25 protein-coding genes are annotated in these 24,933 nt (G+C 68.1%); 4 read left to right on the top strand and 21 right to left on the bottom strand.

What is annotated here, in order from left to right:
* Positions 1–16 precede the first annotated feature (16 nt).
* Positions 17–1,003, top strand: a complete 987-nt coding sequence (locus JOD62_RS07525; protein ID WP_204938674.1) for a diaminopimelate dehydrogenase — start codon at positions 17–19, stop codon at positions 1,001–1,003.
* Here JOD62_RS07525 and JOD62_RS07520 read toward each other — a convergent pair.
* From JOD62_RS07520 to JOD62_RS07510, 3 genes are all read right to left on the bottom strand, one after another.
* Positions 1,000–2,292 (bottom strand): cation:proton antiporter domain-containing protein, encoded by a 1,293-nt coding sequence (locus JOD62_RS07520; RefSeq protein ID WP_204938673.1) that lies wholly within the window; start codon positions 2,290–2,292, stop codon positions 1,000–1,002. The genes JOD62_RS07525 and JOD62_RS07520 overlap by 4 nt on opposite strands.
* Before the next feature lie 107 nt (positions 2,293–2,399).
* On the bottom strand, positions 2,400–3,416 hold the full coding sequence (gene corA, locus JOD62_RS07515; RefSeq protein ID WP_204938672.1) for a magnesium/cobalt transporter CorA: 1,017 nt from the start codon (positions 3,414–3,416) through the stop codon (positions 2,400–2,402).
* 32 nt (positions 3,417–3,448) lie between these two features.
* Complete coding sequence (locus tag JOD62_RS07510; RefSeq protein WP_204938671.1) at positions 3,449–4,771, bottom strand: serine hydrolase domain-containing protein; 1,323 nt, start codon at positions 4,769–4,771, stop codon at positions 3,449–3,451.
* A gap of 94 nt (positions 4,772–4,865) precedes the next feature.
* Here JOD62_RS07510 and JOD62_RS07505 point away from each other — a divergent pair, with 94 nt between their 5' ends.
* Together JOD62_RS07505 and JOD62_RS07500 are read left to right on the top strand one after the other, a co-directional pair.
* Complete coding sequence (locus JOD62_RS07505; protein WP_271171476.1) at positions 4,866–5,177, top strand: DUF2470 domain-containing protein; 312 nt, start codon at positions 4,866–4,868, stop codon at positions 5,175–5,177.
* A 55-nt stretch (positions 5,178–5,232) separates the two neighbouring features.
* On the top strand, positions 5,233–5,880 hold the full coding sequence (locus JOD62_RS07500; RefSeq protein ID WP_204938670.1) for a biliverdin-producing heme oxygenase: 648 nt from the start codon (positions 5,233–5,235) through the stop codon (positions 5,878–5,880).
* Between the two features lie 65 nt (positions 5,881–5,945).
* On the opposite strand, the gene JOD62_RS07495 is transcribed toward JOD62_RS07500, so the two are convergent.
* The gene (locus JOD62_RS07495; RefSeq protein ID WP_407666007.1) at positions 5,946–7,373 is read right to left on the bottom strand and encodes an ATP-dependent DNA helicase; all 1,428 of its coding nucleotides are present in this window, start codon (positions 7,371–7,373) and stop codon (positions 5,946–5,948) included.
* A gap of 120 nt (positions 7,374–7,493) precedes the next feature.
* On the opposite strand from JOD62_RS07495, the gene JOD62_RS07490 reads away from it, so the two are divergent.
* Positions 7,494–8,609: a hypothetical protein gene (locus JOD62_RS07490; RefSeq protein ID WP_239526594.1), complete on the top strand. Its 1,116-nt coding sequence runs from the start codon at positions 7,494–7,496 to the stop codon at positions 8,607–8,609.
* Positions 8,610–8,644: 35 nt separating this feature from the next.
* Here JOD62_RS07490 and JOD62_RS07485 read toward each other — a convergent pair whose 3' ends face one another.
* The 17 genes from JOD62_RS07485 to JOD62_RS07405 all read right to left on the bottom strand — a co-directional run bounded on the left by JOD62_RS07485 (position 8,645) and on the right by JOD62_RS07405 (position 24,913).
* Positions 8,645–10,699, bottom strand: a complete 2,055-nt coding sequence (locus tag JOD62_RS07485; RefSeq protein WP_204938669.1) for a cytochrome c oxidase assembly protein — start codon at positions 10,697–10,699, stop codon at positions 8,645–8,647.
* An 18-nt stretch (positions 10,700–10,717) separates the two neighbouring features.
* Positions 10,718–11,623, bottom strand: a complete 906-nt coding sequence (locus JOD62_RS07480) for an alpha/beta hydrolase family protein (protein WP_204938668.1) — start codon at positions 11,621–11,623, stop codon at positions 10,718–10,720.
* A 115-nt stretch (positions 11,624–11,738) separates the two neighbouring features.
* Positions 11,739–12,026, bottom strand: a complete 288-nt coding sequence (locus JOD62_RS07475; protein WP_204938667.1) for an HU family DNA-binding protein — start codon at positions 12,024–12,026, stop codon at positions 11,739–11,741.
* 485 nt (positions 12,027–12,511) lie between these two features.
* Positions 12,512–13,156: a DNA/RNA helicase gene (locus JOD62_RS14870; RefSeq protein ID WP_239526592.1), complete on the bottom strand. Its 645-nt coding sequence runs from the start codon at positions 13,154–13,156 to the stop codon at positions 12,512–12,514.
* Positions 13,157–13,540: 384 nt separating this feature from the next.
* A complete protein-coding gene (rpsN, locus tag JOD62_RS07465; RefSeq protein WP_204938666.1) occupies positions 13,541–13,846 on the bottom strand; it encodes a 30S ribosomal protein S14 in 306 nt (101 codons plus the stop codon).
* Positions 13,847–13,848: 2 nt separating this feature from the next.
* A complete protein-coding gene (gene rpmG / locus JOD62_RS07460; RefSeq protein ID WP_017203558.1) occupies positions 13,849–14,019 on the bottom strand; it encodes a 50S ribosomal protein L33 in 171 nt (56 codons plus the stop codon).
* A complete protein-coding gene (gene rpmB, locus JOD62_RS07455) occupies positions 14,019–14,255 on the bottom strand; it encodes a 50S ribosomal protein L28 (RefSeq protein ID WP_204938665.1) in 237 nt (78 codons plus the stop codon). Before rpmB ends, rpmG begins: the two co-directional genes overlap by 1 nt.
* 155 nt (positions 14,256–14,410) lie before the next feature.
* On the bottom strand, positions 14,411–15,172 hold the full coding sequence (locus JOD62_RS07450; RefSeq protein WP_204938664.1) for a DNA-3-methyladenine glycosylase: 762 nt from the start codon (positions 15,170–15,172) through the stop codon (positions 14,411–14,413).
* Entirely contained in the window at positions 15,169–16,803 is a 1,635-nt protein-coding gene (locus JOD62_RS07445) for a hypothetical protein (RefSeq protein WP_204938663.1), read from the bottom strand. Before JOD62_RS07445 ends, JOD62_RS07450 begins: the two co-directional genes overlap by 4 nt.
* The gene (locus JOD62_RS07440; RefSeq protein WP_239526591.1) at positions 16,793–17,599 is read right to left on the bottom strand and encodes a TIGR03943 family putative permease subunit; all 807 of its coding nucleotides are present in this window, start codon (positions 17,597–17,599) and stop codon (positions 16,793–16,795) included. Before JOD62_RS07440 ends, JOD62_RS07445 begins: the two co-directional genes overlap by 11 nt.
* Positions 17,592–18,596, bottom strand: a complete 1,005-nt coding sequence (locus JOD62_RS07435) for a permease (RefSeq protein ID WP_271171475.1) — start codon at positions 18,594–18,596, stop codon at positions 17,592–17,594. The genes JOD62_RS07440 and JOD62_RS07435 overlap by 8 nt, the downstream gene beginning before the upstream one ends.
* A 2-nt stretch (positions 18,597–18,598) precedes the next feature.
* The gene (locus JOD62_RS07430; protein ID WP_204938662.1) at positions 18,599–19,006 is read right to left on the bottom strand and encodes a Fur family transcriptional regulator; all 408 of its coding nucleotides are present in this window, start codon (positions 19,004–19,006) and stop codon (positions 18,599–18,601) included.
* 47 nt (positions 19,007–19,053) lie between these two features.
* The gene (locus JOD62_RS07425) at positions 19,054–20,565 is read right to left on the bottom strand and encodes a coiled-coil domain-containing protein (protein ID WP_204938661.1); all 1,512 of its coding nucleotides are present in this window, start codon (positions 20,563–20,565) and stop codon (positions 19,054–19,056) included.
* 117 nt (positions 20,566–20,682) lie between these two features.
* Positions 20,683–21,570 (bottom strand): metal ABC transporter permease, encoded by an 888-nt coding sequence (locus JOD62_RS07420; RefSeq protein WP_239526589.1) that lies wholly within the window; start codon positions 21,568–21,570, stop codon positions 20,683–20,685.
* Entirely contained in the window at positions 21,567–22,358 is a 792-nt protein-coding gene (locus JOD62_RS07415) for a metal ABC transporter ATP-binding protein (RefSeq protein ID WP_204938660.1), read from the bottom strand. The genes JOD62_RS07420 and JOD62_RS07415 overlap by 4 nt, the downstream gene beginning before the upstream one ends.
* On the bottom strand, positions 22,355–23,350 hold the full coding sequence (locus JOD62_RS07410) for a metal ABC transporter solute-binding protein, Zn/Mn family (protein WP_271171474.1): 996 nt from the start codon (positions 23,348–23,350) through the stop codon (positions 22,355–22,357). The genes JOD62_RS07415 and JOD62_RS07410 overlap by 4 nt, the downstream gene beginning before the upstream one ends.
* A gap of 234 nt (positions 23,351–23,584) precedes the next feature.
* Positions 23,585–24,913 carry a dihydrolipoamide acetyltransferase family protein gene (locus JOD62_RS07405; RefSeq protein ID WP_204938658.1) on the bottom strand — a complete coding sequence of 443 codons (1,329 nt, stop codon included), beginning with the start codon at positions 24,911–24,913 and terminating at the stop codon, positions 23,585–23,587.
* Positions 24,914–24,933 lie beyond the last annotated feature (20 nt).

Here is a 24,933-nt window from a genome sequence, read left to right as displayed (position 1 = left end):
GGGTAGCGTAGAAGGCATGAGTGAGCACATCCGCATCGGCATCGCCGGCTATGGAAATCTGGGCCGCGGCGTCGAAGCGGCCATCGACAAGAATCCCGACATGACTCTCGTGGGTGTCTTCACGCGCCGCGATCCGGCGCAGGTCACCACCCTCGGCGCCGACACGGTCGTGCGCACGATGACCGAGCTTCCGTCGTTCACGGACGAGATCGACGTGCTCATCCTGTGCGGCGGTTCCAAGGACGACCTCCCCGTCCAGGGTCCCGAGCTCGCAGCGCTGTTCACCACGGTCGACAGCTTCGACACGCATGCGCGCGTCCCCGAGTACTTCGCGGCGATGGATGCTCCGGCCACGGCCGCCGGCACCACCGCGATGATCTCAGTCGGCTGGGACCCGGGCCTCTTCTCGATCAACCGCCTGTACAGCGAAGCGCTCCTGCCCGACGGCGACACGTACACCTTCTGGGGCCGGGGGCTGAGTCAAGGACACTCCGACGCCGTTCGCCGCGTGCCCGGCGTCGCGGGAGCCGCCCAGTACACCCTGCCGTCGGACACCGCGATCGACGCTGTGCGCAGTGGATCACGCCCCGTGCTCGCGACGAACCAGAAGCACACGCGCGAGTGCTTCGTGGTGCTCGAAGACGGAGCGGATGCTGCCGCTGTCGAGCAGGCCATCGTCACGATGCCGCACTACTTCGACGAATACGACACGACCGTGCACTTCATCAGCGCGGAGGAGCTCGCTCGCGACCACTCCGCGATGCCGCACGGCGGCTTCGTCATCCGCAGCGGCAATACGAGCACCGAGGCGTCGCAGACGATCGAGTACCGTCTCGCGCTCGACAGCAACCCCGAGTTCACGGCGAGCGTGCTCGTGACCTACGCCCGCGCGGCGCACCGCCTCAATCAGCAGGGCCGCACGGGTGCCGTCACGGTGCTCGACGTCGCCCCCGCACTGCTGTCACCGAAGACGCCCGCCGCACTGCGCGCCGAGCTCCTCTAGCTGACTGCGGCGGCGTCGCGGTAGATCCGCCGCACCGCGAACGGCGCGATCACGCCGTGCAGCAGGATGCTGCCGACGACGACGAGAACGGTCGCGCTGAGCACGACGTCATCAGGGCCTTCGGGGAGCGCGTTGTACGCGAGCAGGCCGAACACGATCGATGCCGTGCCACGCGGGCCGAGTGCGCCGATCGTCAGCCGCTCCTGACGCGCCACCGAGCTGCCCATGAGTGACAGGTACACAGGCCCGATGCGCAGCACCGTCAGCGCCAGGAACGCGAGCAGCACGATGCGCCAGTCGACGCCCGTCGTGAAGACGAGCACGGCAGCACCGCCGACCACGAACCAGACGAAGTAGGCCGTCAGAGTGCCGACCTCGTCGATGAGGAGCAGCTCCGAGCGATCGATCTCACGCTCCGGCAGATTCCGCGTGCGCGCGAAACGGTAGGCGATGCCGGCGACGAACGCGGCGACGAAGCCATTGGCGCCGAGCACGGGAAGGGTCGCGATGCCGTACGCGACCAGGGGGACGAGCAGCATGATGTAGCGCACACCCACCGCGTTGGCGAGCTCCCGCCGGCGGACGAACGCGACCAGAAGACCGATGCCCGCGCCCAACACGATTCCGACGATCAGCGCGTTCACGGTCGCCGGAACGGCATTGAAGAAGGCGACGACGAACTCTTCCGCAGGACCTTCGAGCTGAGATGCCTGCTCGTCGGTGACCTCGATCGTGTCGGAGGTGATCGGTCCGAGCGCGAACACGAAGACGGCGGCGGCGAGCGCCATGCTGAATAGGGGCGAGATCAGACCGTCGTTGTATCCGCTCTCGACGTTGAGGATCTGGCGGGTGCGCTCCGGCAGGTGTCGCCCACGCAGCAGTTGCGCGGCCGACGAGAAGTCGGTCGGCATGAGCACGCAGGCCAGCACGAGCGCGACGAGGATGCCCGCGCCGGGGGCGAGGAAGAATCCGGATGCGACAGCGAGGACGAGCGAAAGGGGCAGACCGATCAGCACGAGACGGGCGATCACCCGACCCTCGCCGCCGAACAGACCGCCCTTGACCTCCGTGGCATCCACGAAGAGAAGCACGGCGAGAATGATCTCAACGACCTTCTCCGCCAGGTGCGAGTCGATCGTCACTCCGAAGGCGTCGACGTCCCAGATGACCGAGAGCGCGCCGAGCAGCATGAGACCTGCCGGTCCTGCGACGCCCCACCGCTCGAAGCGGTGCGCGACGAGCGACCAGAGGATGATCGCGGCGAGCCCGAACAAGACGACTGATGGCATCGGCGTCGGCTCCTTCGGGGGTCGTCTGCGCGGGGAAGCCCGCGACGAAAGACTACAACCCGGCGCTCGGGCACCCCGTCATTCGCAAGCGGAGGGCCCGTGCCGGACTACAGCCAGCCCCGTCTCTTGAACACCAGGTAGAGGCCACCGGCCATGGCGAGCATCAACCCCACAGCCATCGGATACCCGAACACCCACTCCAGCTCCGGCATCTCGGTGAAGTTCATGCCGTAGATGCCGGCGACGACCGTCGGAGCGAAGAGGATCGCCGCCCAGGAGGAGATCTTCTTGACTTCCTCGTTCTGATGGACGCTCAGCTCGGTCATCCGACGCATCTCCTCGTTCTGTCGGCGCGCGACGATCGTCGACTCCACCGTCAGAGCGTTGTCGAGGATGCTGCGGAACGATGCCGAACGCTCACTCACCCGCAGCACGTGATCGAGCACATCGCGCAGGTGGCGCTGCAGCTCCACATCCACGGCGTACTTCTCCGAGCCGCGCAGCAGCGCCTCCAGCATGGCCGCGAGCGGCTGCGTCGCCCGCTGGAAGTCGATGACCTCACGGGCGAGCTCGTAGATGCGCTGCGTCACATCGGCTTCTTCGACGAACAGCTGCCCTTCGATCTCGTCGATGTCGTTCTCGAGGCCCGCGAGCACCGGCATATACTCGTCCACGACTTCATCGAGGATCGCGTACAGGATCGCCTCCGGCCCACGGGCGAGCATCGCCGGATCGGCTTCCAGACGCCGTCGCACCGCACCCAGGTCGGGCGACTCGGCGTGGCGGATCGTGACCACGAAGTTGGGTCCCACGAACACATGCAGTTCGCCGAACTCGACCTCCTCGAGTGGATCGAGATAGCGGGCGGGACGCAGCACCACGAACAGCGTGTCTCCGTAGCGTTCCAGCTTCGCGCGCTGGTGCCCGGCGAGAGCGTCATCCACGGCGAGCTCATGCAGCCCGAACTCCTGCGCCACCGAGCGGATCTCCGTCTCGCTCGGGCGATACAGGCCGATCCAGCCCACACCACCGCGATGACGCATGAGCTCGTACGTCTCATCGAGCGTCGCCGGATTCGACGTGCGCACACCGTCGACGTAGATCCCGTTGTCGATGATCGCCATGCTGCCCCTCTCGGTCAGTCCGCGGAGGCGGCTCAGCCTTCTTCTTCTTCGCCCTCCACCGGCGCAGTCTCATCTGCGGGCGGCGCAATCGGGCACACCGCGAGTGCCGTGACCTGCTCTCGGTACTGCTCGGCCGTGAATGGCAGGCCGAACTCGGGCGCGGTCTGTCCGGCGGCGGCCGGTGCCTTGGAGGCGATCGCGGCGAGCTCCCAGGCGAGAGCCGCGATGAGGTCCTTGCCGGCAGCGGAGTTGTTGAGCACGACCGCGACCGTGAACCCGGTGGTCGGGTCGGAGTACGCGGCGGTGAGATAGCCAGGCGCCCAGCCGTGCTGCCCGATCATGGATCCGACCATGAAGCCGCCGCCGGTGGCCTGCAGCCAGGACGGCGCGTCTGCGTACGCGGGCATGGCCTCGGCGTAGCGCTGGGGCTTCTCGCGAATGCGCAGCGCCTGGACCGCTTCTGCCTGCGCGTAGCGTCCGAGATCGGTGATGGTCGACACGGCGCCGGCATTGGAGAACCCGGCGCTCGCGGAGCTCGTCGTGATGTCGACAGGTGCCGCACAGTTCATGCCGCCCTCTTCTGCGGGCAACAGGAAGTGCCCGTTGAGCGGTGCATCACCCGGAGTGCCCGGTGCCGAGCCGGGAAGCTTCGTGCTGTCGAGATCGAGCGGCTCCGCCACGTACTCGTCGATCAGCTCTTCCATCTTCTTTCCGGATGCGCGCTCCATCGCGAGCCCGAGCAGAAGGTAGCCGGCATCCGAATCCTGGTACTGAAGGCCGGGTGCCAGGCGCGAACGCTCCAGACCGAAGCTGGCGAGCTCTTTGGGGTTCCAGGCACGGTTCGGGGTGTTCAGCATCGACGGCCCCACCACAGCGGCGGAGGAGCCGAGCCCGCCCGTGCCGTTGCAGAGGTGGACGAGTGTCACAGAAGACAGGTCGGCGACGCCCGAGACGTACTTCGTGACCGGGTCGTCGAGTTCGAGGATGTCTCGGTCGGCGAGCGCGTAGAGCACGTCGCAGGTCATGAGACGGGTGACATCACCCACACGGAAGGACATCTCGGCGTCGACGGCGGTCGTACCGTCGACCGTCTGCGTACCGAGACCGGTGACCCAGCTGCCACTCCAGGGCGCCCACACACCGACGATCGCACCCGATGCACCGGAGGCCGCCATCGCATGCGTGACGGCATCGTTGAGCTGTGCCTGTGTCTCCTGCGGCAGCGCACCGTCAACCTGCGCGGGACCGGCGTACGAAATCGAGCCTGAAGCCCCGGCACATCCGGTCAGCACCAGTGCGAGCGCGGCGACGCCGACGACCGCGGCGCGCATGCGCTGCTTTGCTGTGACCTGCATCAAACCCCCTGAGCTCCCCTTCGAGTCTAGGTTGCCTGCGCGCGCGATCCTATCCACCTCGAGGATGATCCTGGATCGGGCGTAGAGTGGCCGGGTGTCCTCCCCTTTCTCTCCTGAGGTCATCGCCGCCGTCCTGCATCACATGAACGACGATCACCGCGACGACAATCTGCTCATCGGCCGCGCCTTCGGCGGATCCGATGTGACGGCCGCGACGATGGTCACCTTCGATGGGGATGCCGGCGTGTGGGAGATTCGCAGGGCCGATGCGGATGCTGCGCCCGAGGAACTGCGCGTGCCGTGGCCGGGTGGGGCCATCACCGAGCGCCCGGAGGTGCGCCGCGAGATCGTGGCCCTGTACGACGCCGCCTGCGCGGTCTTGGGCATCACACCGCGCCCGCACTGACACGTCACGAAATCTTCGTCTTCGCCGAAGGTAAGGTCACCCTTACACTAGGAGCATGACCGAGATCATCTCCTTCTCGACGGCGCTCCGTGAGCGTTCGTCCGGCTCGCACTCCCGAAGCGAGCACGCCGGCTTCATGGCCGACCTCCTCAAGGGCGAGGGGTCGCGCGAAGACTACGTCAACCTCGTCGCGCAGCACTATTTCATCTACGAGGCCCTTGAGGCCGCCGGTGAGCTGATGCGCAACGATGCCGTGGCATCCACCTTCCTCTCCGACAAGCTGACGCGCCTTCCCGCGCTCGAAGCCGACCTCGAGTTCCTGATCGGTGCCGACTGGCGCGAGAAGATCTCTCCGCTGTCGACCACGCAGCGCTACGTCGACCGCATTCGCAAGGTCGGCGCGACGTGGGCGGGTGGTTTCGTGGCACACCACTACACGCGCTACCTCGGCGACCTCTCCGGCGGCATCTTCATCGGCCGCGTCATGGCACGTCGCTTCGGCTTCGAGACGAACGGCATCGGCTTCTACCTGTTCGACGCGATCGCCGACCCGAACGAGTTCAAGAACGTCTACCGCGAACAGCTCGATGCCGCCCCCTGGGACGACACGGAGCGCGAGCGCGTCATCGAGGAGGTCATCCTCGCGTACCGGTTCAACACGGAGCTCTTCGAAGAGCTCGACCGCGAACGCCGGGCCGCCTGAGCCGAAGCATCCGCACGAAGCCTCCGTCCTGCACGGAGGCTTCGCTGTTTTCCGGATGCCGCAGGTCAGCCCTGTTTCGCCGGGATCTCCGCGCCGGCCGCAGCGTTGCGCGCCTCCCATGCGGCCTTCATGAAGCGCGTCACGTCCGGGTCCACACGGATGTCGCTGGGCCGCAGCGGCCGCGACAGGTGCAGCCCATCGAGTGAAGTGAGTCGGCTCAGGGCGACGTACGTCTGGCCGGGTGCGAAGGCGCCCGAGCCGAGATCGATCACCGCCCGGTCGTAGGTCTTGCCCTGCGATTTGTGGATCGTGACGGCCCACGCCAGGCGCAGCGGGAACTGGGTGAACTCCGCGACCACATCGCGGGTGAGCGTCTTGGTGCCGGGATTGTAGGCGTAGCGGAAGCGTTCCCAGACGGCGGGCTCGACGTCGACGCTCTCGCCGTCGATCTCGACGCGCACGCTGTCACCGAGGATGCGCTGCACGGTGCCGATCGTCCCGTTCACCCACCGCGGCGGATCCCCCTGCTGAGAGACGTCATTGCGCAGGAACATGACCTGCGCACCGACCTTGAGCTTGAGTTCGGAATCCGCGGGAAACGCGGACTCGCCGCGCCCGAAGTCACCGTTCACCTCCGCCTTCGCCGTCTGCTCGCGGCCGGGAAGGGCGGCGAGATGACGGCGATTGATGCTGTTGACGATGTCATTGCGCGTCGCGAGGGTGATCACGGGCGTCTCACCGGGCGCGGGCTCAGGCGCGGGACGGGCGCCGGCCGTGTTGAGCTTCTCCGCGATGTCGGCGGTCACCCTGCCGTAGCGCACCGCGTTCAGCATGGCCTTGAAGCCGTCATCCGACTGGCGGTGGATCTGGACGAGCTCCCGCACATGCAGGTGCGCCCCGTGTCGCCCGAGGTCGAGCAGACCGGATTCGGCATTCTCGACCGACCCCGCCCACACCTTCGCGTCGAAGAACCAGAAGGAGCGGTAGTGATCTTCGATGTAGCGGGCCTCGTCGCCACGCGGGGGAACCGGAGCCAGCTGATACGGGTCGCCGAACATCACGACCTGCACCCCGCCGAAGGGCTCGGACCGCCGCCCGCGAGCCTGGCGCAGTGCCCGGTCCATGCCGTCCATGAGGTCGGCGTTCACCATCGAGACCTCGTCGATCACCAGCGTGTCGATCGCGTTCAAGATGCGACGGGTCGCATCCGACTGATCGATCTGCGTATCGGCGATCAGTCCGATCGGAAGCTTGAAGAGCGAGTGGATCGTCTGCCCCTCGACATTCAGCGCGGCGACGCCCGTCGGCGCGCACACGGCGATCTGCTTGCTCGTGTTCCACGCGAAGTGCTGCAGAAGCGTCGACTTCCCGGTGCCGGCGCGTCCCGTCACGAAGACGTGCTCCCTGGTGTCCTCAATGAGACGGAACAGCTCCTGCTGCTCCTCGGACAGGGTGGGGATGCTCAACGCGCTCTCGAACTCTCGGCTCTGCATGCGCTTCGGGTGCGAAGCGCCCCTCCATGGTACGGCGGACAGCACGGTCGAGACCGGCCCCGCAGCCTTCCCGGGAGGCACTCGGGAGAGACCCAGCACGCTCTGCCTAGACTTGAGCGCATGGCGCAGAGGCAGGGGGTGGCGGATTCATCGGCGAGCCCGCCGACCCGATCCGGCAGAGCGCGCCGCGCCGCATCCGCCCGTCGTCCTGCGAACCTGACCAACGATCTGACCCTCCTGTTGGTGGTCGGCCTGCTGCTCGTCGCCGCGATCGGTGCCGGAGGTGCCGCGCTGTACCGCGAGTTCTACAGCCCGGCTGCGTTCGTCCAGCGCTACCTCTCCCTCCTGGAAGAGGGCCGCGCCGCCGACGCACTGCAGCTGCCGGGCGTCGCGATCAGTCACACCGACCTCGCCACGACCGACATCCTCGGCACCGCCTCAGACGTGCTGCTGCGCCGCGCCGCGCTGAACACGCTGAGCGACGTCGAGATCGTCGACCAGCGCAGGGAGGGCGACGAGTTCCTCGTCACCGCCACGTACAACGCCGGCTCCCACGCAGGAACCACGACCTTCCGCGTGCACCAGCTGGGCTGGATCGGCGTCGCCCCGTCGTGGGCTTTCGCGCAGAGTCCCCTGTCGGTGATCGAACTGACGCTCCGGGGCGCCGAGGAGTTCAGCGTCAACGGCTTCACGCTCGATCGCCGCCAGGTCGCCGCAGGGGGCATCGAGGCGCCCCCGCTCGAACCGCTGCCCCTGCTCGTCTTCTCACCGGGCCTGTACACCGTGGCGGTCGACACGATGATCTCGACCGCCGATCCGGTGGGAGTGCTGGCGGATGCTCCGCTCGTGACCGTTCCGCTGAACGTGCAGACCGAACCCACCGAGGCATTCACCGAGACCGTGACCACCCGCGTCAGCGAGTTCTTGACGGCGTGTGCGCAGCAGGAAGTGCTGCAGCCCACGGCCTGCCCGTTCGGCCTGCAGGTGCAGAATCGCGTCACGAGCGCGCCCGCTTGGTCGATCATCGAGATGCCCGTCATCAGCGTCGTGCCCGATGGCGCGAACTGGAAGATCCTGCCGGCATCGGCCGTCGCCCACATCGACGTCGAGGTGAAGTCCCTCTTCGACGGCGAGGTCACCGAACTCTCCGAGGACGTGCCGTTCCGGGTCGACGGCACGATCACGATCCTGCCCGACGGCTCCGCCTCGATCCGGATCGGCGCGCCCGCGGAGTAGTCCGCAGGTCCGCAGAGCCTCTCCGCCGCCAGCGCTCAGCGGTTGCCGCGTGCAGCCTGCTCCCGCTCCGCGCGTCGCCGGTCACGCTCAGCGAGAGCCGCAAGCTGCTCGTTGTACTCGTTGAGTTCCGCGTCGCCGGTGCGGTCGGCATGCCGGTCGGAACGGCGCCCCTCACGCGTGTCGCTGCGGCTCCACTGCACGGCCACGGTCACCGCGACGATCAGCGTCGGGATCTCACCGATCGACCAGGCGATGCCGCCGCCGATGTACTGGTCCTCCATCGGTGTCGGACCCCAGGTGCGCCCCATCGAGCCGAACCACTCCGCGACGATCAGGCCCTCCTGCATCATGATCGCCATCCCGAAGAAGGCATGCATGGCCATGACCGCGATGAGGGTGATGAGCCGACCCGGGTACGGCAGACGCTTCGGAACCGGGTCCGTGCCGATGAGCGACAGCACGAACAGGTAGCCCGAGATCAGGAAGTGGATGATCATCCACTCGTGCCCGAGGTGCTCCTTCATCGTCCACCGCACGATGTCGGTGAAGTAGAACGCCCACAGCGACAGCACGAAGATCGCGGCTGCGACGAAGGGGTTCGTGATGATGCGCGAGTACGGCGAGTGCACCGCCCACATGATCCACTCACGGCCACCGCGGGTGCCGTCGTCGCGCTTCTCGATGGCTCGTAGCGCAAGGGTGACCGGGGCGCCCATCACGAGCAGCAGAGGGATCGCCATCGACAGCATCATGTGCCCGAGCATGTGCACGCTGAACAGGTACTCCTGATATGCATTGATGGGCCCACCGGTGACCCAGACGAGCAGCAGGAGTCCGAGAATCCAGAAGATCGTGCGATGCACCGGCCAGGTGTCGCCGCGACGGCGCAGACGCAGCGCACCGGCGATGTACAGGACTGCGCCGAAGCCGGCCGCGACGACCCACAGGATGTCGACGTCCCACTGGGTGAACCAGCGGTCGATCGTGAACTCGGGCGGCAGCGGCGAACGCGTCAGGATCTCGGCCGGCGTGCGCACGGCCGGGGGCTCCTCGCCGATCGGCGGGGGCGTGCGCGCCAGAGCCGCAGCGGCTCCCGAGGCGAGGCCCATGAGGGCGAGCTCGCCCAGCACCAGCATCCAGAACCACCGGCTCGCGCCGCTCTTGGCGTCGTCGATCCGCGGGATCAGCCGCGCGCGGTACCAGACGCCGAAGGCACCGAGGAGGCCGAGGAGCACGGTCTTCGCCAGGAGGATCGCCCCGTAGGGCGTGAACAGGCCTTCCCAGGTGCCGATCGCGACGAGCGAGCGCACGATGCCGGAGACGCCCACGACGATGAAGGCGGCGAGCGCCAGCGACGAGTAGCGGCGCAGGACGCTGTTGAGGGGCGTGGCCGGAGCTTCCTTCGCCTTCGCGTCACTGCGGCGCGCACTGCGCAGAACGATCAGCAGGGCCAGACCGCCCACCCAGACCGCGGCTCCGACCGTGTGCAGCAGGATCGAGTTGACCGCCGTCGTGTGGCCCTCGAGATCACCCGAGTGCCCCTGAAGAGCCATGGGAAGCAGAGACGCGACGGCGATGACGGCGGTGAACAGTCCTGCCGTCCACGAGCGCGAGGCGAAGGCCATGATCGTGACGACCGCGCCGACGAGGACGGTGATGATCCACGACTGACCCAGCGGCAGCTCGAAGAGGAAGCGCCCCAGCTGCGCACCGAACTCCGTCGACAGGCTCAGCTGCGGATTGAACGAGATGAGGAAGGTGAAGAAGGCCGCCACTGCGGACGTCACCGTGAACAGGGCCGCGCCGATCGAGGCCGTGTCGAACGCGATCGCGAAGCTGCGCTCATCGCTGCGCAACGCGAACAGAGCCAGGACGAGCGAGCCGATCATGACCGCGGCCGACAGGTTGCTCAGCAGTTTCGCGAGCGGAAGCCCCCAGCGCACGACAGGACCCGCGTCTCCGAGCAGCAGCGGAGCGGCACCGCCACCGGCGATCAGGGCGATCACGAGCCCGACCAGCGAGGCCACCACCAGGATCGTGAGACCCGCGACTCGATAGAGCGGGGAGGCGGAGGGCACGCGCGTATTCACCCTTCCAGCCTAGGCGCGTTAATGAGCGGCGCCGCCCGGGCTCAGAGCCGCGCTGAAGAACGCCACTGCCGCGGATGCGGTGCGCGCCCGGACGTCCGTCGGATCGGCGGCATCCGCCGTGAAGACATAGTGACCGACATCCGCGCCGACGCTCTCACCCGTCGCCCCGGGGATCCGGTCGCGGTAGACGTGCGCGTTTCGAGAGGGAACGGCGTTGTCGTCGGCATCGCCCCAGAGGATCGAGACGGGGGCGGCGATCTCGGCGAGGCTTGTGGGGTCGAGCAGGTCGCAGATCGCTGGAGCGAGAAGCAGGCCGGCCCGCACCTCAGGGATGCGCTGTGAGCCTGTGCCGCTCACGATCTGGGCGAGAAGCTCGTCGTGCGGATAGCGCGCCCGCAGCTCCGGGATGAGATCGGGGAACTCGGGCAGCGGCGGGGTGGGCACGAGTCCCAGCAGAACGCCGGCGGCCGTGGTCGGGCTCACACGGGCCCCCAGGGCTGCCGCCACCGTGTACCCGCCGAGCGAGAACCCGGCCGCACCGATGCTGCGCGGATCGATCTGCTCGGTGTCGCGCAGATGCGTGAGCAGCACGTCGAGGTCACGAGGGCGCTCCCAGACGAAGGCGAACCCCTCGACAAGGTACTCATCGGCTGTGGAGTTGCCGTGATGGTCGACGCCTGCAACGAGGAAGCCCGCCGACACGAGCGCATCCGCAAGCCACTGAAGGTCGTCGAACGCCCCACCCGTGCCGTGCGACAGCAGCACGACCGGGTGCGGACCCTCGCCCGCGGGGCGCAGGATGTGCGCACGGACGGGCCGAGGCCCGGTGCCGCCCCAGCGGGACCGGGAGGAGTCGTGCAGCAGCGTCTCCCGGCGGAGGGCGCCAGAAGACAGGGAGGGCACAGGGCCCGGGGCGGAGGTCATGCGCGCCAGTGTAGGGGTCAGCATCCGTCGCGCTGCCGCGATTTCGAGAACTGTGGAGAACCGGGAACGCGAAAGGCCGCCCTCCGAAGAGAGCGGCCTTCTGCGACAGGCGGTCTTACTTGACGGCTGCCTTGAGCTTGGAACCAGCGGTCACCTTCACGCGGTGGCCGGCCGGAATCTTGATCTCGGCACCGGTCTGCGGGTTGCGGCCCGTGCGAGCAGCGGTTGCGACCTGCTCGAACGCGATCCAGCCCGGGATCGAGACCTTGCTGCCCTTGGCAACAGCGTCGGCGACCGTGGAGAACAGTGCGTCGAGAACGCCGGAAACGGCGGCCTGGCTCTGACCGGTGGCGCTTGCGATGCTCGCGACGAGCTCGGTCTTGGTGATGGACTTGTCAGCCATTGCATCCTCCAGCGACGGAGATTCCGTCACATCGTGTTCAGAAAGTCGAAGAGCGGATGCCCCCCGATGGTCGGAACGACCGCCTTGAATGTATCAATCTCTGCCCGAATTTCCGCGTCATTTCGCGGAATTTGACGAATTCGGTCGGCGTGTCGCGCTACTTTCGTCACTCCAGTCACAGGCGGAGGGGCTGAGCCCGGAGTTTCGCGACGTCCCAGGGCTTCGGAGGAGTTCTCCCTGATCGGCGGATGCAGGAGAGACAGCCCTCCTCCGATCAGGGAGTTCTCCTCCCTTCGCGGGTGCAGTCAGGCGGCGCAGTGGAGCCTCTGCGCGATGGCCGCCATGATCGTCGCCTGCAAGCGCGGCCACTGATGAATCAGCTGCTCATAGCTGACGCGGATCACGTGGTAGCCGTGCAGCTTCAGCAGTGCGTCGTGCGCAATGTCGCTCGTGCGCTGCGCCCCGACGTGGTGTCCGCCGTCGATCTAAACGACCAGCCGCTCGCCCAGAAGAAAGTCCACGCGATGCCCGAGAACCCACACCTGCGGCACGATCGGGACGTCAAGCCAGCGCAGGCGCGTAAGAAAGATCGTCTCCGTGCCTGCATCCGCGAACGGGCGTGCATCCGCAAGCATCCTACGAGCCGCGGGAGGCAGCGGAACGCGGGCAAGCACCTGCGGATCGAGCATCTTCTTCTTGAGCGCCGACTCCCACACCACCAGAGCCTGCTCATACGGCTGGCATCGTGCCACCTGGATGAGGGCGTTCTCCAGCGAGTCCTCGCAGGACTCCCGGTCACGCGGAAACACCGGCACGTTCCAATGGACTACGCCTCGATCAACCCGCGCACGACCCGACTTCGGATGTGCCGCGACATGGGGACCATCCTGCTCAAGCACCCAGAGGCCCCTGCGCGCCGCGAGTGTGACACACGTCAGCATGACGCCCCGCCGCGCGGCGGCCACAAGCATCGGATCGGCTCCGGCAAGGGCCACCCACCCGCGCCGCACGGAGAAGATCTGGCCGCGCTCGCGCGCCGTGCGCAGGGCATGCTCCGAGACGCCATCACGCCGAAGCGCGGCGATCGGCGCGACGCCGGCGCGGGGACGGAGAGCATCGATCGGGTGCATGCCTCGAGGATGGCGAGTGCGCAGCACCCGGATGCCTCCGACGGCTCGGCTTGTGGAGAAGAACCTCACCCGGGGCGACGTGCAGAACACGCGCGGGCCGTGCGGAGGCGTACGCCTCCGGCTCCGGCTCCGGCTCCGGCTCCGGCTCCGGCTCCGGAGGAGTCCTCCCCGAACGGAGGACGAATCGCGCGGGAGAGTCCTCCGATCCGTGAGAACTCCTCCGCACATGGGGGCCGGGCCAAAGACAGGGCAAACAAGAAACAGGGCAACAAGAAGCAGGGACAAACAAGAAACAGGGACAAACCACAGCGCGGCGCAAAGCCGCCGAAGGCACGCAAAAGGGGCGGAGTTCCGAAGAACCCCGCCCCTTTCAGAAAGCGATGCTTACCAGCTCGACTTGGTCACGCCGGGCAGCTCGCCACGGTGTGCCATGTCACGGAAGCGGACACGCGAGATGCCGAACTTCGTGAGGACACCGCGGGGGCGGCCGTCGATGACGTCGCGCGAACGCACACGCACCGGCGACGCGTTGCGCGGGAGCTTCTGCAGGCCGACGCGTGCAGCCTCACGGGCCTCGTCGGTCGCGTTCGGGTCGATCAGGGTCTTCTTCAGCTCGAGGCGACGCTCTGCGTAGCGGTCGACGACCACCTTGCGCTGCTCGTTGCGAGCGATCTTGCTCTTCTTCGCCATGATTAACGCTCCTCGCGGAATTCGACGTGCTGACGGATGACCGGGTCATACTTCTTCAGCACCAGGCGGTCGGGGGTGTTGCGACGGTTCTTCTTGGTGACGTACGTGTAGCCCGTACCTGCCGTCGAACGCAGCTTGATGATCGGACGTACGTCCTGTGCCTTCTTGGCCATTAGAGCTTCACACCCTTCGCAAGGAGGTCGTTGACCACGTTCTCGATGCCGCGAACGTCGATCACCTTGATGCCCTTGGCGGACACGTTCAGCGTGATCTTACGACCGAGCGACGGCACGAAATAGGTCTTCTTCTGCACGTTCGGGTCGAAGCGACGCTTCGTCCGGCGGTGCGAGTGCGAGATGTTGTGTCCGAAGCCGGGAACAGCTCCGGTCACCTGGCACACTGCTGCCATGTTGTGACTCCTTCATTACCGTGAGGCCGGACGGCCTCACCCAAGATCCCTTGTCTGCACACAGCCGTCCCTCGCCGATTTCTCGGCCTCAGGAAGGGGAAGTATGCGAACTGTGCACAGGAGTGCGCACAGACAAGGAGTCAGTTTAGCACGCCTCAGAAGCCGGGCGTGTCGGTGGACGAGAGCGACAGATGCTGCGCGCTGTCGACGTCGCCCGTCAGGGACGCGGCACGAGCGGCTTCTGCTGCTCCGCGTCCCCATCGGAAGGGCGAGACGGTCGGGTCACCGGCGATCCAGTACCGCCAGGGGAATGCGGCCGTTCCGGCGAGGCCGGCAACGCCGACGCGCGGTCCACTGGCGACATCCGCTTCGCGCGCACCCAGCCACAGCTCGGCGGATGCTCCGGCCTGCGCGATCCCCGTGATCGCATCGATGCCGTCGTGGATCGGATGCCGCAGGCCGACCGCCTGACCGAAGCGTCCTGGGCCACGGGCGAGATCACGCAGGGCGGTCGCGCGCAGGGGCGCCGTCGCACCGCGTCGCGTTGCCGCGGTCTCGACGCCTGAGATGATCTCGCCGGCACGAAGGAGGATTCCTCCGGCCTCGCCCTCACGTCCGCAGACCACGTTCACACAGGAGTGGATGCCATGGCTGAGGTAGACGTAGAGATGGCCGGGCTCTCCCCACATCGTCGCGTTCCGGGCGGTCCGTCCCATCCGGGCGTGAGATCCGGGGTCAGCCACCTCACCTGTGCCGTGCCCGTGATACGCCTCGACCTCGGTGATGCGTACCCGCACCTCGGATCCGCCGACGATCGTGCGCAGCTCGGCACCGAGCAGGGAGGGCGCGACGTCTGCGGGGAGACCCGCCAGGTCCGCGCGGCTCGCACGGCGCAGCATCCTCGCCTCTGCACTCATCGGCGCGGCCCCTTCGCGCACCAGGAGGTGTCGAAACCTGCCAGCACGACCAGCTCCTCTCCCGTCGCGATCTCGATGAGGTGCGTCTGCACCGTCTCGGGCATCGGCAGCAGTGAACGGTCGTAGGGGTTGTTCAGCAGGTCGGGGGCGACCGAGACGGCAGCGTAGCGGCCGCTCGGGGAGGCGCAGCTCTGCACGATCGAGTCCGTGCTGGAGACCTCGAACAGCGGCTGTGCCGCGCCGTCATCGTCGACGCGGATGATCGCCTGCCCGGTGGGTAGACCCCCCGCGTCGCGCGCGATCACGTGACGCAGTTCACCGCCGGGGTAGAGGGTGATGCCCACGGGGGTGCCGAAGTCCGGGACGGAGAGGGCGAGGGGCTCCTCCGCACCGTCGGCGAGGTCGAGCACGAAGAGACCCTCGGTGCGCTCGATGATCGCCGTGTACGTACCTCGCGAGAGCGCCTGGATCGACTGCGCCAGTCCCAACGTCTGCGGGCCGGCATCGCCCGAACGGTCGTCCAGGGAGAGCGTGCCGTCGAAGTCGACGAACAGCACCGCAGCAGCATCCGGAACGAACTCCCACGACGCGATGCTCGCAGGCTCGCCACCGATCTCGATGAGCTGCGGCTCGGCGTTCGCATCACGCAGCGACTGGGTCGCGAGCACGCTCGCGCGCCCCTGCGTCGCCGACAGGTTCTTGTCGGTGAAGGTGTAGCCGACGAGTCCCCCTCGGTCGGACACCTGCAGCGTCGAGACGTAGCCGACGCCCGGCAGCGGCAGCTCGCGTTCGTTCTTCCCGTCGCGGTCCATCGCGATGAGACTCGACGTGCCCCCGTCTTCGACCGCGACGATGAGCTCGTTCGCCGTCGCGCGGAAGTCGTCGATCTGTGGGTGCTGGTACACCGCGACGGCCTTCTGTCCGGTGAGGTCGGTGCGGAAGATCTTGTCGTCGCCATCGACGCTGCGCTGCAGAAGGAAGATGTGCGTCTTCGGGGTACGGAACTCCGTCTCCAGCACCGCACTCGGCCCGCCGCCGACGCCGGTGACGTCGTCGACCCGCACGGTGTAGACCGTGTCATCGTGCAGCGGCACCGTGAAGCGGACGCCCAGCGCACGCCCGGTGCTGTCGATCGTGAACGGCACGTCCGGTTCGATGCTCACCTGAGATTCGTCGATCGGCGCGAGCGCCTGGTTGGCGGTGAGGATCAGGCGGCTTCCGGATGCTTCGACAGCGCCGCTCGGATCCACCTGCACGCTCGCGAGCCGGGGCCCCTGCACGAGGCTCACCGCGCTGAGCGCTCCGACCACGACGGCGAGGACGCCGAGCACGGACGCGAACAGGAGCAGGAATCGGCGCGAAGAGCGCGGATGAGAGGAGGGTTTCGTCGGTTCTGGGGCTGCGTAACCGACCGGAAGCTCCTCCGAGGAAAGCGGAGTGGAAGGAGTGGGGATGGGTGGGCCGGAAGGCGACGCGGGGCCGGATGCCTCCGCGGGGGCGGGGGTTTCCGCCTGGGTCGCTTGCGCGGCCTCGGCGGCCTCTCGCAGCGCGCGGGCTTCGGCGCGCGTCATGGGCCGCGGCTCCGGGGCATCGCCCGTGGCGTGCGAGGGATCGGGCACGTCAGTGCTCATAGGGATCCCCCGGCTCTTCGATCGGCGCGACATCGGCCGGTTCGATGCTCAGCGAGCCGTCGGATGCGACACGCACGGTTCCGGCGATCTCCACCCAGTCGCCCACGGCGTAGTCGCTCTGCCAGTCGGCGATATCCACGGGCACGGAGGCGGGTTGCGCATCGATCACGCAGTGCGTGATGACGAGTCTGGTCAGCTGCGCGCTGTCATCCGCACCCGGTGTCAGGAACCCCGTGAGGGTCACGGCGGCTCCGTCGTACAGTTCTGGACGCGTGGCGGTGGCGAAGACCGTCGACCACTCCCCCACACCGAACGAGCTCGTGTCGCTCGCGGCGCCCAGCGTCGCGACATCCGCGCCTGCGAAGAGACCGGCGCCACCGGTGTCGCGGGAGAGCGCCAGGCTCACCGACAGCGAGGCAGGAGGAAGCAGCACGGCGCCGGCGACCACGGCGGTCGCGATGACCCCGCCGACGGCCGTGGCACCGACGGCGACCGCGCGTCGACCACCGGATGCCTCGCCGTGGTCGTGATCGTGATCGTGATCGCTCTCGGCGCCGAGGGGCAGTGTGCACGACCAGACCGCCCCGGCGATCGTCACGACCGCTGCGGCGCACGCGAACCAGACGGATTCCGGGCTGATGTAGAGGGTGAGCTGGCCCGCGAACGCCAGCATCAGAGTGACGACGGAAATGCCCGCAGCAAGGCCGACGCCGAGCCACCGGCTGCCGAGCGCGGCCGCGCGCGACGGATGGCGGTGCGCCGCAGCATCCGGAGTCGACAGCGAGATGTCAGCCAAAGACGTTCACCCCGATTCCGATCGCGAAGGCGCTCAACACCACGATCACGACAAGGCCGACGAGAGTGCGCGTCGTGAAGGTCGTACGCAGCAGCGCGAGCATCTTGACGTCGACGAGCGGGCCGACGAGCAGGAAGGCGATGAGGGCACCCGGCGAGAACGTCGAAGCGAAGGACAGCGCGAAGAAGGCGTCGACGTTCGAGCAGATCGCGACCGTCATCGCCAGCGCGATCATCGCCACGATCGACAGCACCGGGTTCGCGCCGATCGCGAGCAGGGCGTCGCGCGGCACGAGCACCTGCACGGCTCCCGCGAGCGCCGACCCGATCACGAGCGCAGGCATCACGGCACGCAGCTCGATCAGGAACTGGGTGAGGCTGCGGCGGACCGGTGCTCCCGGCTCGACGGCGACGCGCTCACAGGTCGCAATGAACCGCGAGGTCAACAGCGCGTCCTGCGAAGGGTGCCGGGAGTAGATCCAGCCGATCAGGTTGGCGATCAGGTAGCCGCCCACGAGGCGTGCCACGAGGATGCCTCCGTCCCAGCCGAACGCGGCGTGCGTCGTGAGGATCACGATCGGGTTCACGATCGGCGCCGCCATCAGGAAGGTCAGTGCCTCCGCCGGGGCGAGACCCCGCATCATCAGGCCGCGCGCGAACGGCACGTTGCCGCACTCGCAGACCGGGATGAACATGCCCAGCAGCGAGAGGACGGCCCGGCGCGCCCACCCGCGGCGCGGCAGGATGCGCTCGATCGCGCCCGTCGGCAGCCACACCTGCACGACGATCGACAGCAGCACGCCGAGGATCACGAACGGCAGAGCCTCGAAGAGCACGCTGAGCGCGAGGGTCAGTCCGTCCTGTGCACGCTCGGGGAGCGACATGGGGAACAGAGCCGGCGCAAAGAGATCGAGCAGCACCAAGGCCGCGATGATCAGGATGCCGATGCCGGCGCCGATCGCGGCGGAGGGGCGCCCTGTGCGGGTGACGACAGCCACGGTCAGGCCTCGGCGCGAGCTTTGGCCTTCGCGCAGGGGGTGCACAGCCCGAAGACGTCGACGACATGCTCCGCATCGCGGAACCCGTGCATCGCCGCGGTGCGCTGTGCCCACTGTTCGACGTCGGTCGCTTCGATCTCGACCGTGAGTCCGCACCGGCGGCAGATGAGGTGATGGTGGTGCCCCTGCGTGCTGCACGCGCGGTAGAGCGCCTCACCGTCGGGGCTCAGCAGCGAATCCGCATCGCCGGACGCCACAAGGCCCGCCAGCGCACGGTAGACCGTAGCCAGGCCGATGCCCGTGTTCTCGTCGCGCAGTGTGCCGTGCAGCGTCTGCGCGCTCACGAAGCCCCGCACGTCGGCGAGTGCCTCGCGCACGCGTTCGCGCTGCCAGGTGTTGCGTTGAGCCATGATTCGAGTCTAGATCCGGCCTCGTGACAGAGCCCTGAGAGCGCGGATCAGCCCTTCTTCTTCGGGGTCGGCTTTGTGATCGCGGGCGACTTCGCGGGAGCATCCGCATCGGCCTTCGCGGCGGATTCCGCGGGAGCATCCGCGCCCTCAGCCGGCGTCCCCTCAACGGACTCGGCCGGTGCAGGAGCATCCGCCTTCTGCTCGTCGTCCGTCGCAGCCGCGGACAGCACACCATCGGGACGGATGAGCTCGCGCACCTCAGCCATGAAGCTCGACATCTGCTGCTGCTGCCAGCGCAGCTGACGGGCGCGGTCTTCTGCGTCGCGAAGCACCGTGTTGGTGTGCTCTGCGACCGTCTCGACGATCTTCTGCGCCTTGACGCGTGCGCGCTCCAGCGTCTCGCGTGCCCGCGCCTGGGCGTCGGCGTCGACCGCCTGCGCCTGCGTGCGCGCCACACGCTCGTAGTCATCCGCCTTGGCAGAGATGCGCTTCGCGTGCTCGAGCGAGGAGGAGACCTGTTCGTTCGCGTCGGACGTGATGCGCTCCGCGTGCGCGACGGCCTGCTCGTGCAGCACCAGGAACTCCTGCTGCGCGTCGTCCTGACGGCGTGCCAGCGATTCCTCGAACTCGAGCGTGCGCGCGTTCATCTCGCGAGCGCTGCGCTCTGCGTCGGTGCGCAGGTCGGTGACCTCACGCGTGACGAGCGCGCGCAGCGCCGCGGCGCCCTTCTCTGCCTCTGTGCGGATGGCCGCAGCCTCGCGCTCGGCCTGCGCGGCCTTCTCGGCGGCGTGGGCGGCTTCACGCTCGATGCGCGCCTCGTGGGCGGTGTACTCGGTCTCGATCTTCAGGCGCACCTGGTCGGCGTCGTGCTGTGCCTGCGTCGTGATGCGGGCGACATCGACCTCAAGGTCGGCGCGCTTGACGGCGACCTCTTCGCGAGCGGCTTCGAGAAGGCGCTCGGACTGCACGGCGGCGTTCTGGATCAGCGAGCGGGCCTGCTCTTCGGCCACACGAAGGACGGCGTCGAACTGCTGACGCGACGACGCTTCATCCGCGTCGGCCAGGGCGGTGCTGCCAGCGAGCTCGGCCGTGAGAGCGGCAACCTGCTCCGCAGCCTCTGCCACCTTCGCCTCGGCGGTCGCGCGCTCGGCCTCGGCGGCCTGACGAGCGGACTCGGCGTCGGCAGCCTCTGCCTTCGCCGCACGCAGTGCCTCTTCCAGCTCTTCACGCTGCGCACGGGCGGTTTCTTCGAGCTCTTCACGCGACGCGCGTTCGACCTCGTCGCGTTCCTCCTGAGACGCCTGCGCCGCCTCATCGCTCTCGCGGCGGATCTGCTCACGCGCACGCTCGATCTCGTCGCGGGTGCGGTCATTCATAGAATCGAGGCGCTCGGTCAGGCGGCGCACCTCTGCACGCAGTGCCGTGACGGAGGCGTCGACCTCGTCGCGGTCGTAGCCGCGGAAGGCCACCGTGAACGAGGCGTGCTCGCGCGGGTTGCGGTCGATGAGCTGGTCGAAGAAGTCGCCCTGCTCGTTCTCGGTCGTGCTCTGCTCGGTCACGTGCGACCTCTCCTGATTCAGCTCTCGCGGCATCTGCAGCATCCGGGGCGATGTGAGACAGCGAGGAAGGAAGACCGTACCGATACCCGCTCGGCGACGGCGTGGGGTGGTTGTAGCTTAGCCCGCGATGCGCGCTCTGCGTTCGGGACGAACCCGCCCCTGTGCACGGCTCACCAGCCAGCAGACTCCGTAGATCGCGAACGAGATCGTGGTGATGTACGGGCTCACAGGGAGGGTGCCTGCGAGCGCGAGCAGGATGCCGCCGACGGCCGCCGTGAAACCGAACAGGGCGGCGAGAAGTGGCACGAGAACCGGTCCCGCGGCCACCCGCATCGCGGCGGCTGCAGGCGTCACGAGCAGAGCCATGACGAGCAGCGCGCCGATGATGTGCACGCTGACCGCGACGATGAGTCCCAGCAACACCATGAAGACGATGCTGACGGTGCGCGTGGGCACACCGCGCGCCTGCGCCGACACGGGATCGAGCGAGTCGTAGCGCAGTGGGTTCCACATCAGCACGAGGCCGACCAGCACGATCGCGCTGATACCGACGAGCCAGCCCAGGTCAGGGCTGGAGACCGAGACGATCTGCCCAGTGAGGAGGCTGAACTGGTTGGCGCTGCGTCCGTCGTAGAGCGAGAGGAACAGGATGCCGAGGCCCAGCCCGAACGGCATCAGCACACCGACGACCGAGTTGCGGTCGCGCGCCCGAGAGCCGAGCACGCCGATGATGATCGCCGCGACGAGTGCGCCGCCGACCGAGCCCGCCACGACGCTTCCGCCGAAGAGCAGGGCCGCGGCGGCTCCCGCGAAGGAGAGCTCACTGATGCCGTGCACGGCGAAGGCGAGGTCGCGCTGCATCACAAAGACGCCGATGAGTCCGCCGACGACACCGAGCACCGCGCCGGCGATGATCGAGTTCGCCAGCAGCGCCACGAGTGCGCCGTAGTCCTGGAACGAGAAGATGTCGCTCCAGTCGACGGTGGGAAGCATCCCGAGGCTCATTCGTCGCCTCCGTGGTCGTGGGCATCGGCGTCGGGGACACCGACGACGACCAGCCGGTCTCCCGCGCGCAGCACGAACACCGGAGCGCCATACAGGTCGGTGAGCACGCGGCTCTGCAGCACCTCGTCCGGGGTGCCGAGCATGAAGCGACCGCGGGCGAGATAGAGGATGCGGTCGACCTTGCCCATAATCGGGTTGATGTCGTGGGTGACGAACAGGACGCCCGCATTGTGCTCGCGACGCTGGCGATCGATGATCTCGATCACGCCCTGCTGGTTGGCGAGGTCGAGGCTCGACAGTGGCTCGTCGCAGAGCAGGAGCGACGGGGAATCGACGAGCGCCTGCCCGACGCGCAGGCGCTGCTGCTCGCCACCGCTGAGCTCGCCGACGCGACGGTTCGCGTAGTGCTCGGCGCCAACCGCGCTGAGGACGCCGTCGATCCGCTCACGATCACCACGGCGCGGCACCGGCGGGCCGAAGCGGGTGCCCTGCACGCCGAGCGCGACGACGTCACGCGCGCGCATCCCGGTGTCGGGTGCGAACGGGCGGTGCTGCGGGATGTACCCGATGCGACGGTTGCCGCGGCGGACCGGCGACCCCTCGACCTCGATGCTTCCCTCGCTGAGCGGCTGGAGACCCAGGATGCTGCGCAGCAGCGTCGTCTTGCCCGAGCCGCTCGGACCCAGCACCGCGATGAACTCCCCCGGCTCGACCTTCAGGTCGAGTCCGGCCCAGAGCTCGCGCTGGCCGCGGCGCAGGCTCGCGCCGCGGATCTCCAGCACGCTCATGCGGTCAGAGCCGCGACGAGAGAGTCAATCGCAGACGTCATCCATTCAGAGTACGTGGTTCCCTTGGGCAGGATCTCGCGGAATCCGACGACGGGGATTCCCGCGTCGCGAGCGGCGGTCTCGATGCGCTCCGTCTCCGCACCACCGGTCTGGGCGTTGCTGAGCACGGCCTTGACGTCGCCGGAAGCGATGACGTCGAGGGCGTTGAGCAGCATCGCGGGCGGCACATCGCGCCCCTCTTCCACCGCCGCGGCGAAGCCCTCGGGGGCGAGGTCGGTGAGCCCGGCGGCGACGGCGAGGTAGCCGGGAACCGGTTCGGTGACGAAGACTCCCGCGCCGGCGGCATCCGTCTTGAGCTGGGCGAGCTGGGCTTCGAACCCCTCCAGGTCTGTCTGCAGCTCGGCGGCGTTCGCGGCGAACGTCTCGGCCCTTTCGGGGTCGAGCTCGGTCAGGGTGCGAGCGATGTCGTCGACCAGGTGGCTGACGGTGTGCGGGTCGAACCAGACGTGCTCGTTGAAGCCCTCGATGTGCTCGTGGTCGCCGTGGTCGTGCGCATGTTCGTCGTGCGACTCGGCGTCGTGGGCGGCCTCATCGTGCGCAGCATCCGCATCTTCTTCATGCGTCTCATTGCCCGGGAAGTCATGTGAGTACTCGACCGCTGTCAGCACGGTCGCCGTGCTGCCGTCGAGCAGATCGTGCATGAAGGCGTCGTAGCCGCCGCCGTTCTCGATCACGAGGTCGGCGCCCTGCACGGTGAGACGATCGCGCGCGGATGCCTCGTAGGAGTGCGGATCTTTCGCGGCCGAGTCGATCAGCGCCGTCACCGTGACACGGTCGCCGCCGATGTGCGCGGCCAGGTCGCCGTAGACATTGGTCGTCGTGACGACGTCGATCGTGCCGTCATCCACGGTCTCGGCAGCAAACGGCGCACAGCCGGTGAGCACGAGGGCGGTCAGGGCGACGGTCACGAGGGTGATGGCGGGCTTCTTCACTCGAAAAGCATAACGCACATGAGAATCGTTATCGATAAGGAAGTTCACAGCTTCGCTCGCGTGGTCCCCCCGGCCCGTGTCGCTCATAGGCGTAAGCCAGCGTGTCTTCCCGCGGGCGAAACTTCACGCCGAACAGCGTGTCGCATGCGGCACGCCCAAGCGAGGGCAGATCTCCCGCGGGACGACACGCGGAACCGGCCCCGCTCCGCAGAGTCGGCGCCGGGATCGCCCCGATCAGTCGACGAGCAGCGCCGGCTCTTCCAGCACCGCGGCGACGTCGGCGATGAAGCGGCTCATGCCGTCGCCGTCGATCACGCGGTGGTCGAACGAGCCCGAGACCGTCGTCACCCAGCGGGGGCGCACCTCGCCGTCGACGACCCACGGCTTCTGCGCGATCGTGCCCATGGCGACGATGCCCGCCTCACCCGGGTTGATGATCGGGGTGCCCGCATCCATGCCGAAGACGCCGATGTTCGTGATGGTGATCGTGCCGCCCTGCTGATCCGCCGGCGAGGTCTTGCCCTCGCGCGCGGTGAGCGTCAGTCGCTCCAGCGCACGGGCGAGATCCTTCATGCCGAGCAGCTGGGCGTCCTTGATGTTCGGCACGAGCAGGCCGCGGGGCGTGGCCGCGGCGATGCCGAGGTTCACGTAGTGGCGCACCAGGATCTCGGCACCCGAGTCGGTGTCGACCCAGGCGGCGTTGACCATGGGAGTGCGGCGCGCGGCCCAGATCACGGCGCGCGCCATGATGAGCAGCGGCGACACCTTGATGTCGGCGAAGTCCGGAGAGGCCTTCAGGCGCTTGACGAGCTCCATCGTGCGCGAGGCATCCACCTCTTTCCACACCGTCACGTGCGGCGCCGAGTACGCGCTCTGCACCATGGCAGACGACGTCGCCTTGCGCACGCCCTTGACGGGGATCGACTCGGTGCGAGCCGGGTCGCCGGGGGCGATGCCCCGGGCGAGACCAACCGGAGCGGATGCCGGTGCCGGCCGGGTCTCTTCGCGCACAGCACCCCACTCGGGTGTCTGGATGTTGCGGAACACGCTCGCCTGCTCGGCCTGCTTCACGACGTCATCGCGAGTCACCTCGCCGTCCGCACCCGACGGGGTCACGTCGGCCAGGTTCACACCGAGATCGCGGGCGAGCTTGCGGATCGGAGGCTTCGCCACGACACCCACGGATGCGCGCACCGGACGCTCCGGGGCCTTGCGGCGCCGCGAGGACACCGCACCCGCGGAGCCATAGCCGACAAGGACGGATCCACCGCTCTCCCCCGGAACGGACGGCGTCACGGGCGCAGCGGCGGCGGGCGCAGCATCCGCGCTCACGAAGGTGATGATCGGAGCACCCACCTCGACCGTGTCCCCCTCCGCGGCCAGCAGCTCGCCGACCGTGCCCGCGTGCGGCGAGGGAAGCTCGACGAGCGACTTGGCCGTCTCGATCTCGCAGATGACGTCGTTGATCGCCACGGTGTCGCCGGGGGCGACCTTCCAGGTGACGATCTCGGCCTCGGTCAAGCCCTCGCCGACGTCGGGGAGGATGAAGGTCTGGGTGCTCATTGCGAGTCCTTTCGGCGGGG

The sequence above is a fragment of the Microbacterium keratanolyticum genome (genome assembly GCF_016907255.1).
Taxonomy (GTDB): domain Bacteria; phylum Actinomycetota; class Actinomycetes; order Actinomycetales; family Microbacteriaceae; genus Microbacterium; species Microbacterium keratanolyticum.
This window is presented reverse-complemented; position numbering and strand designations above follow the sequence as displayed.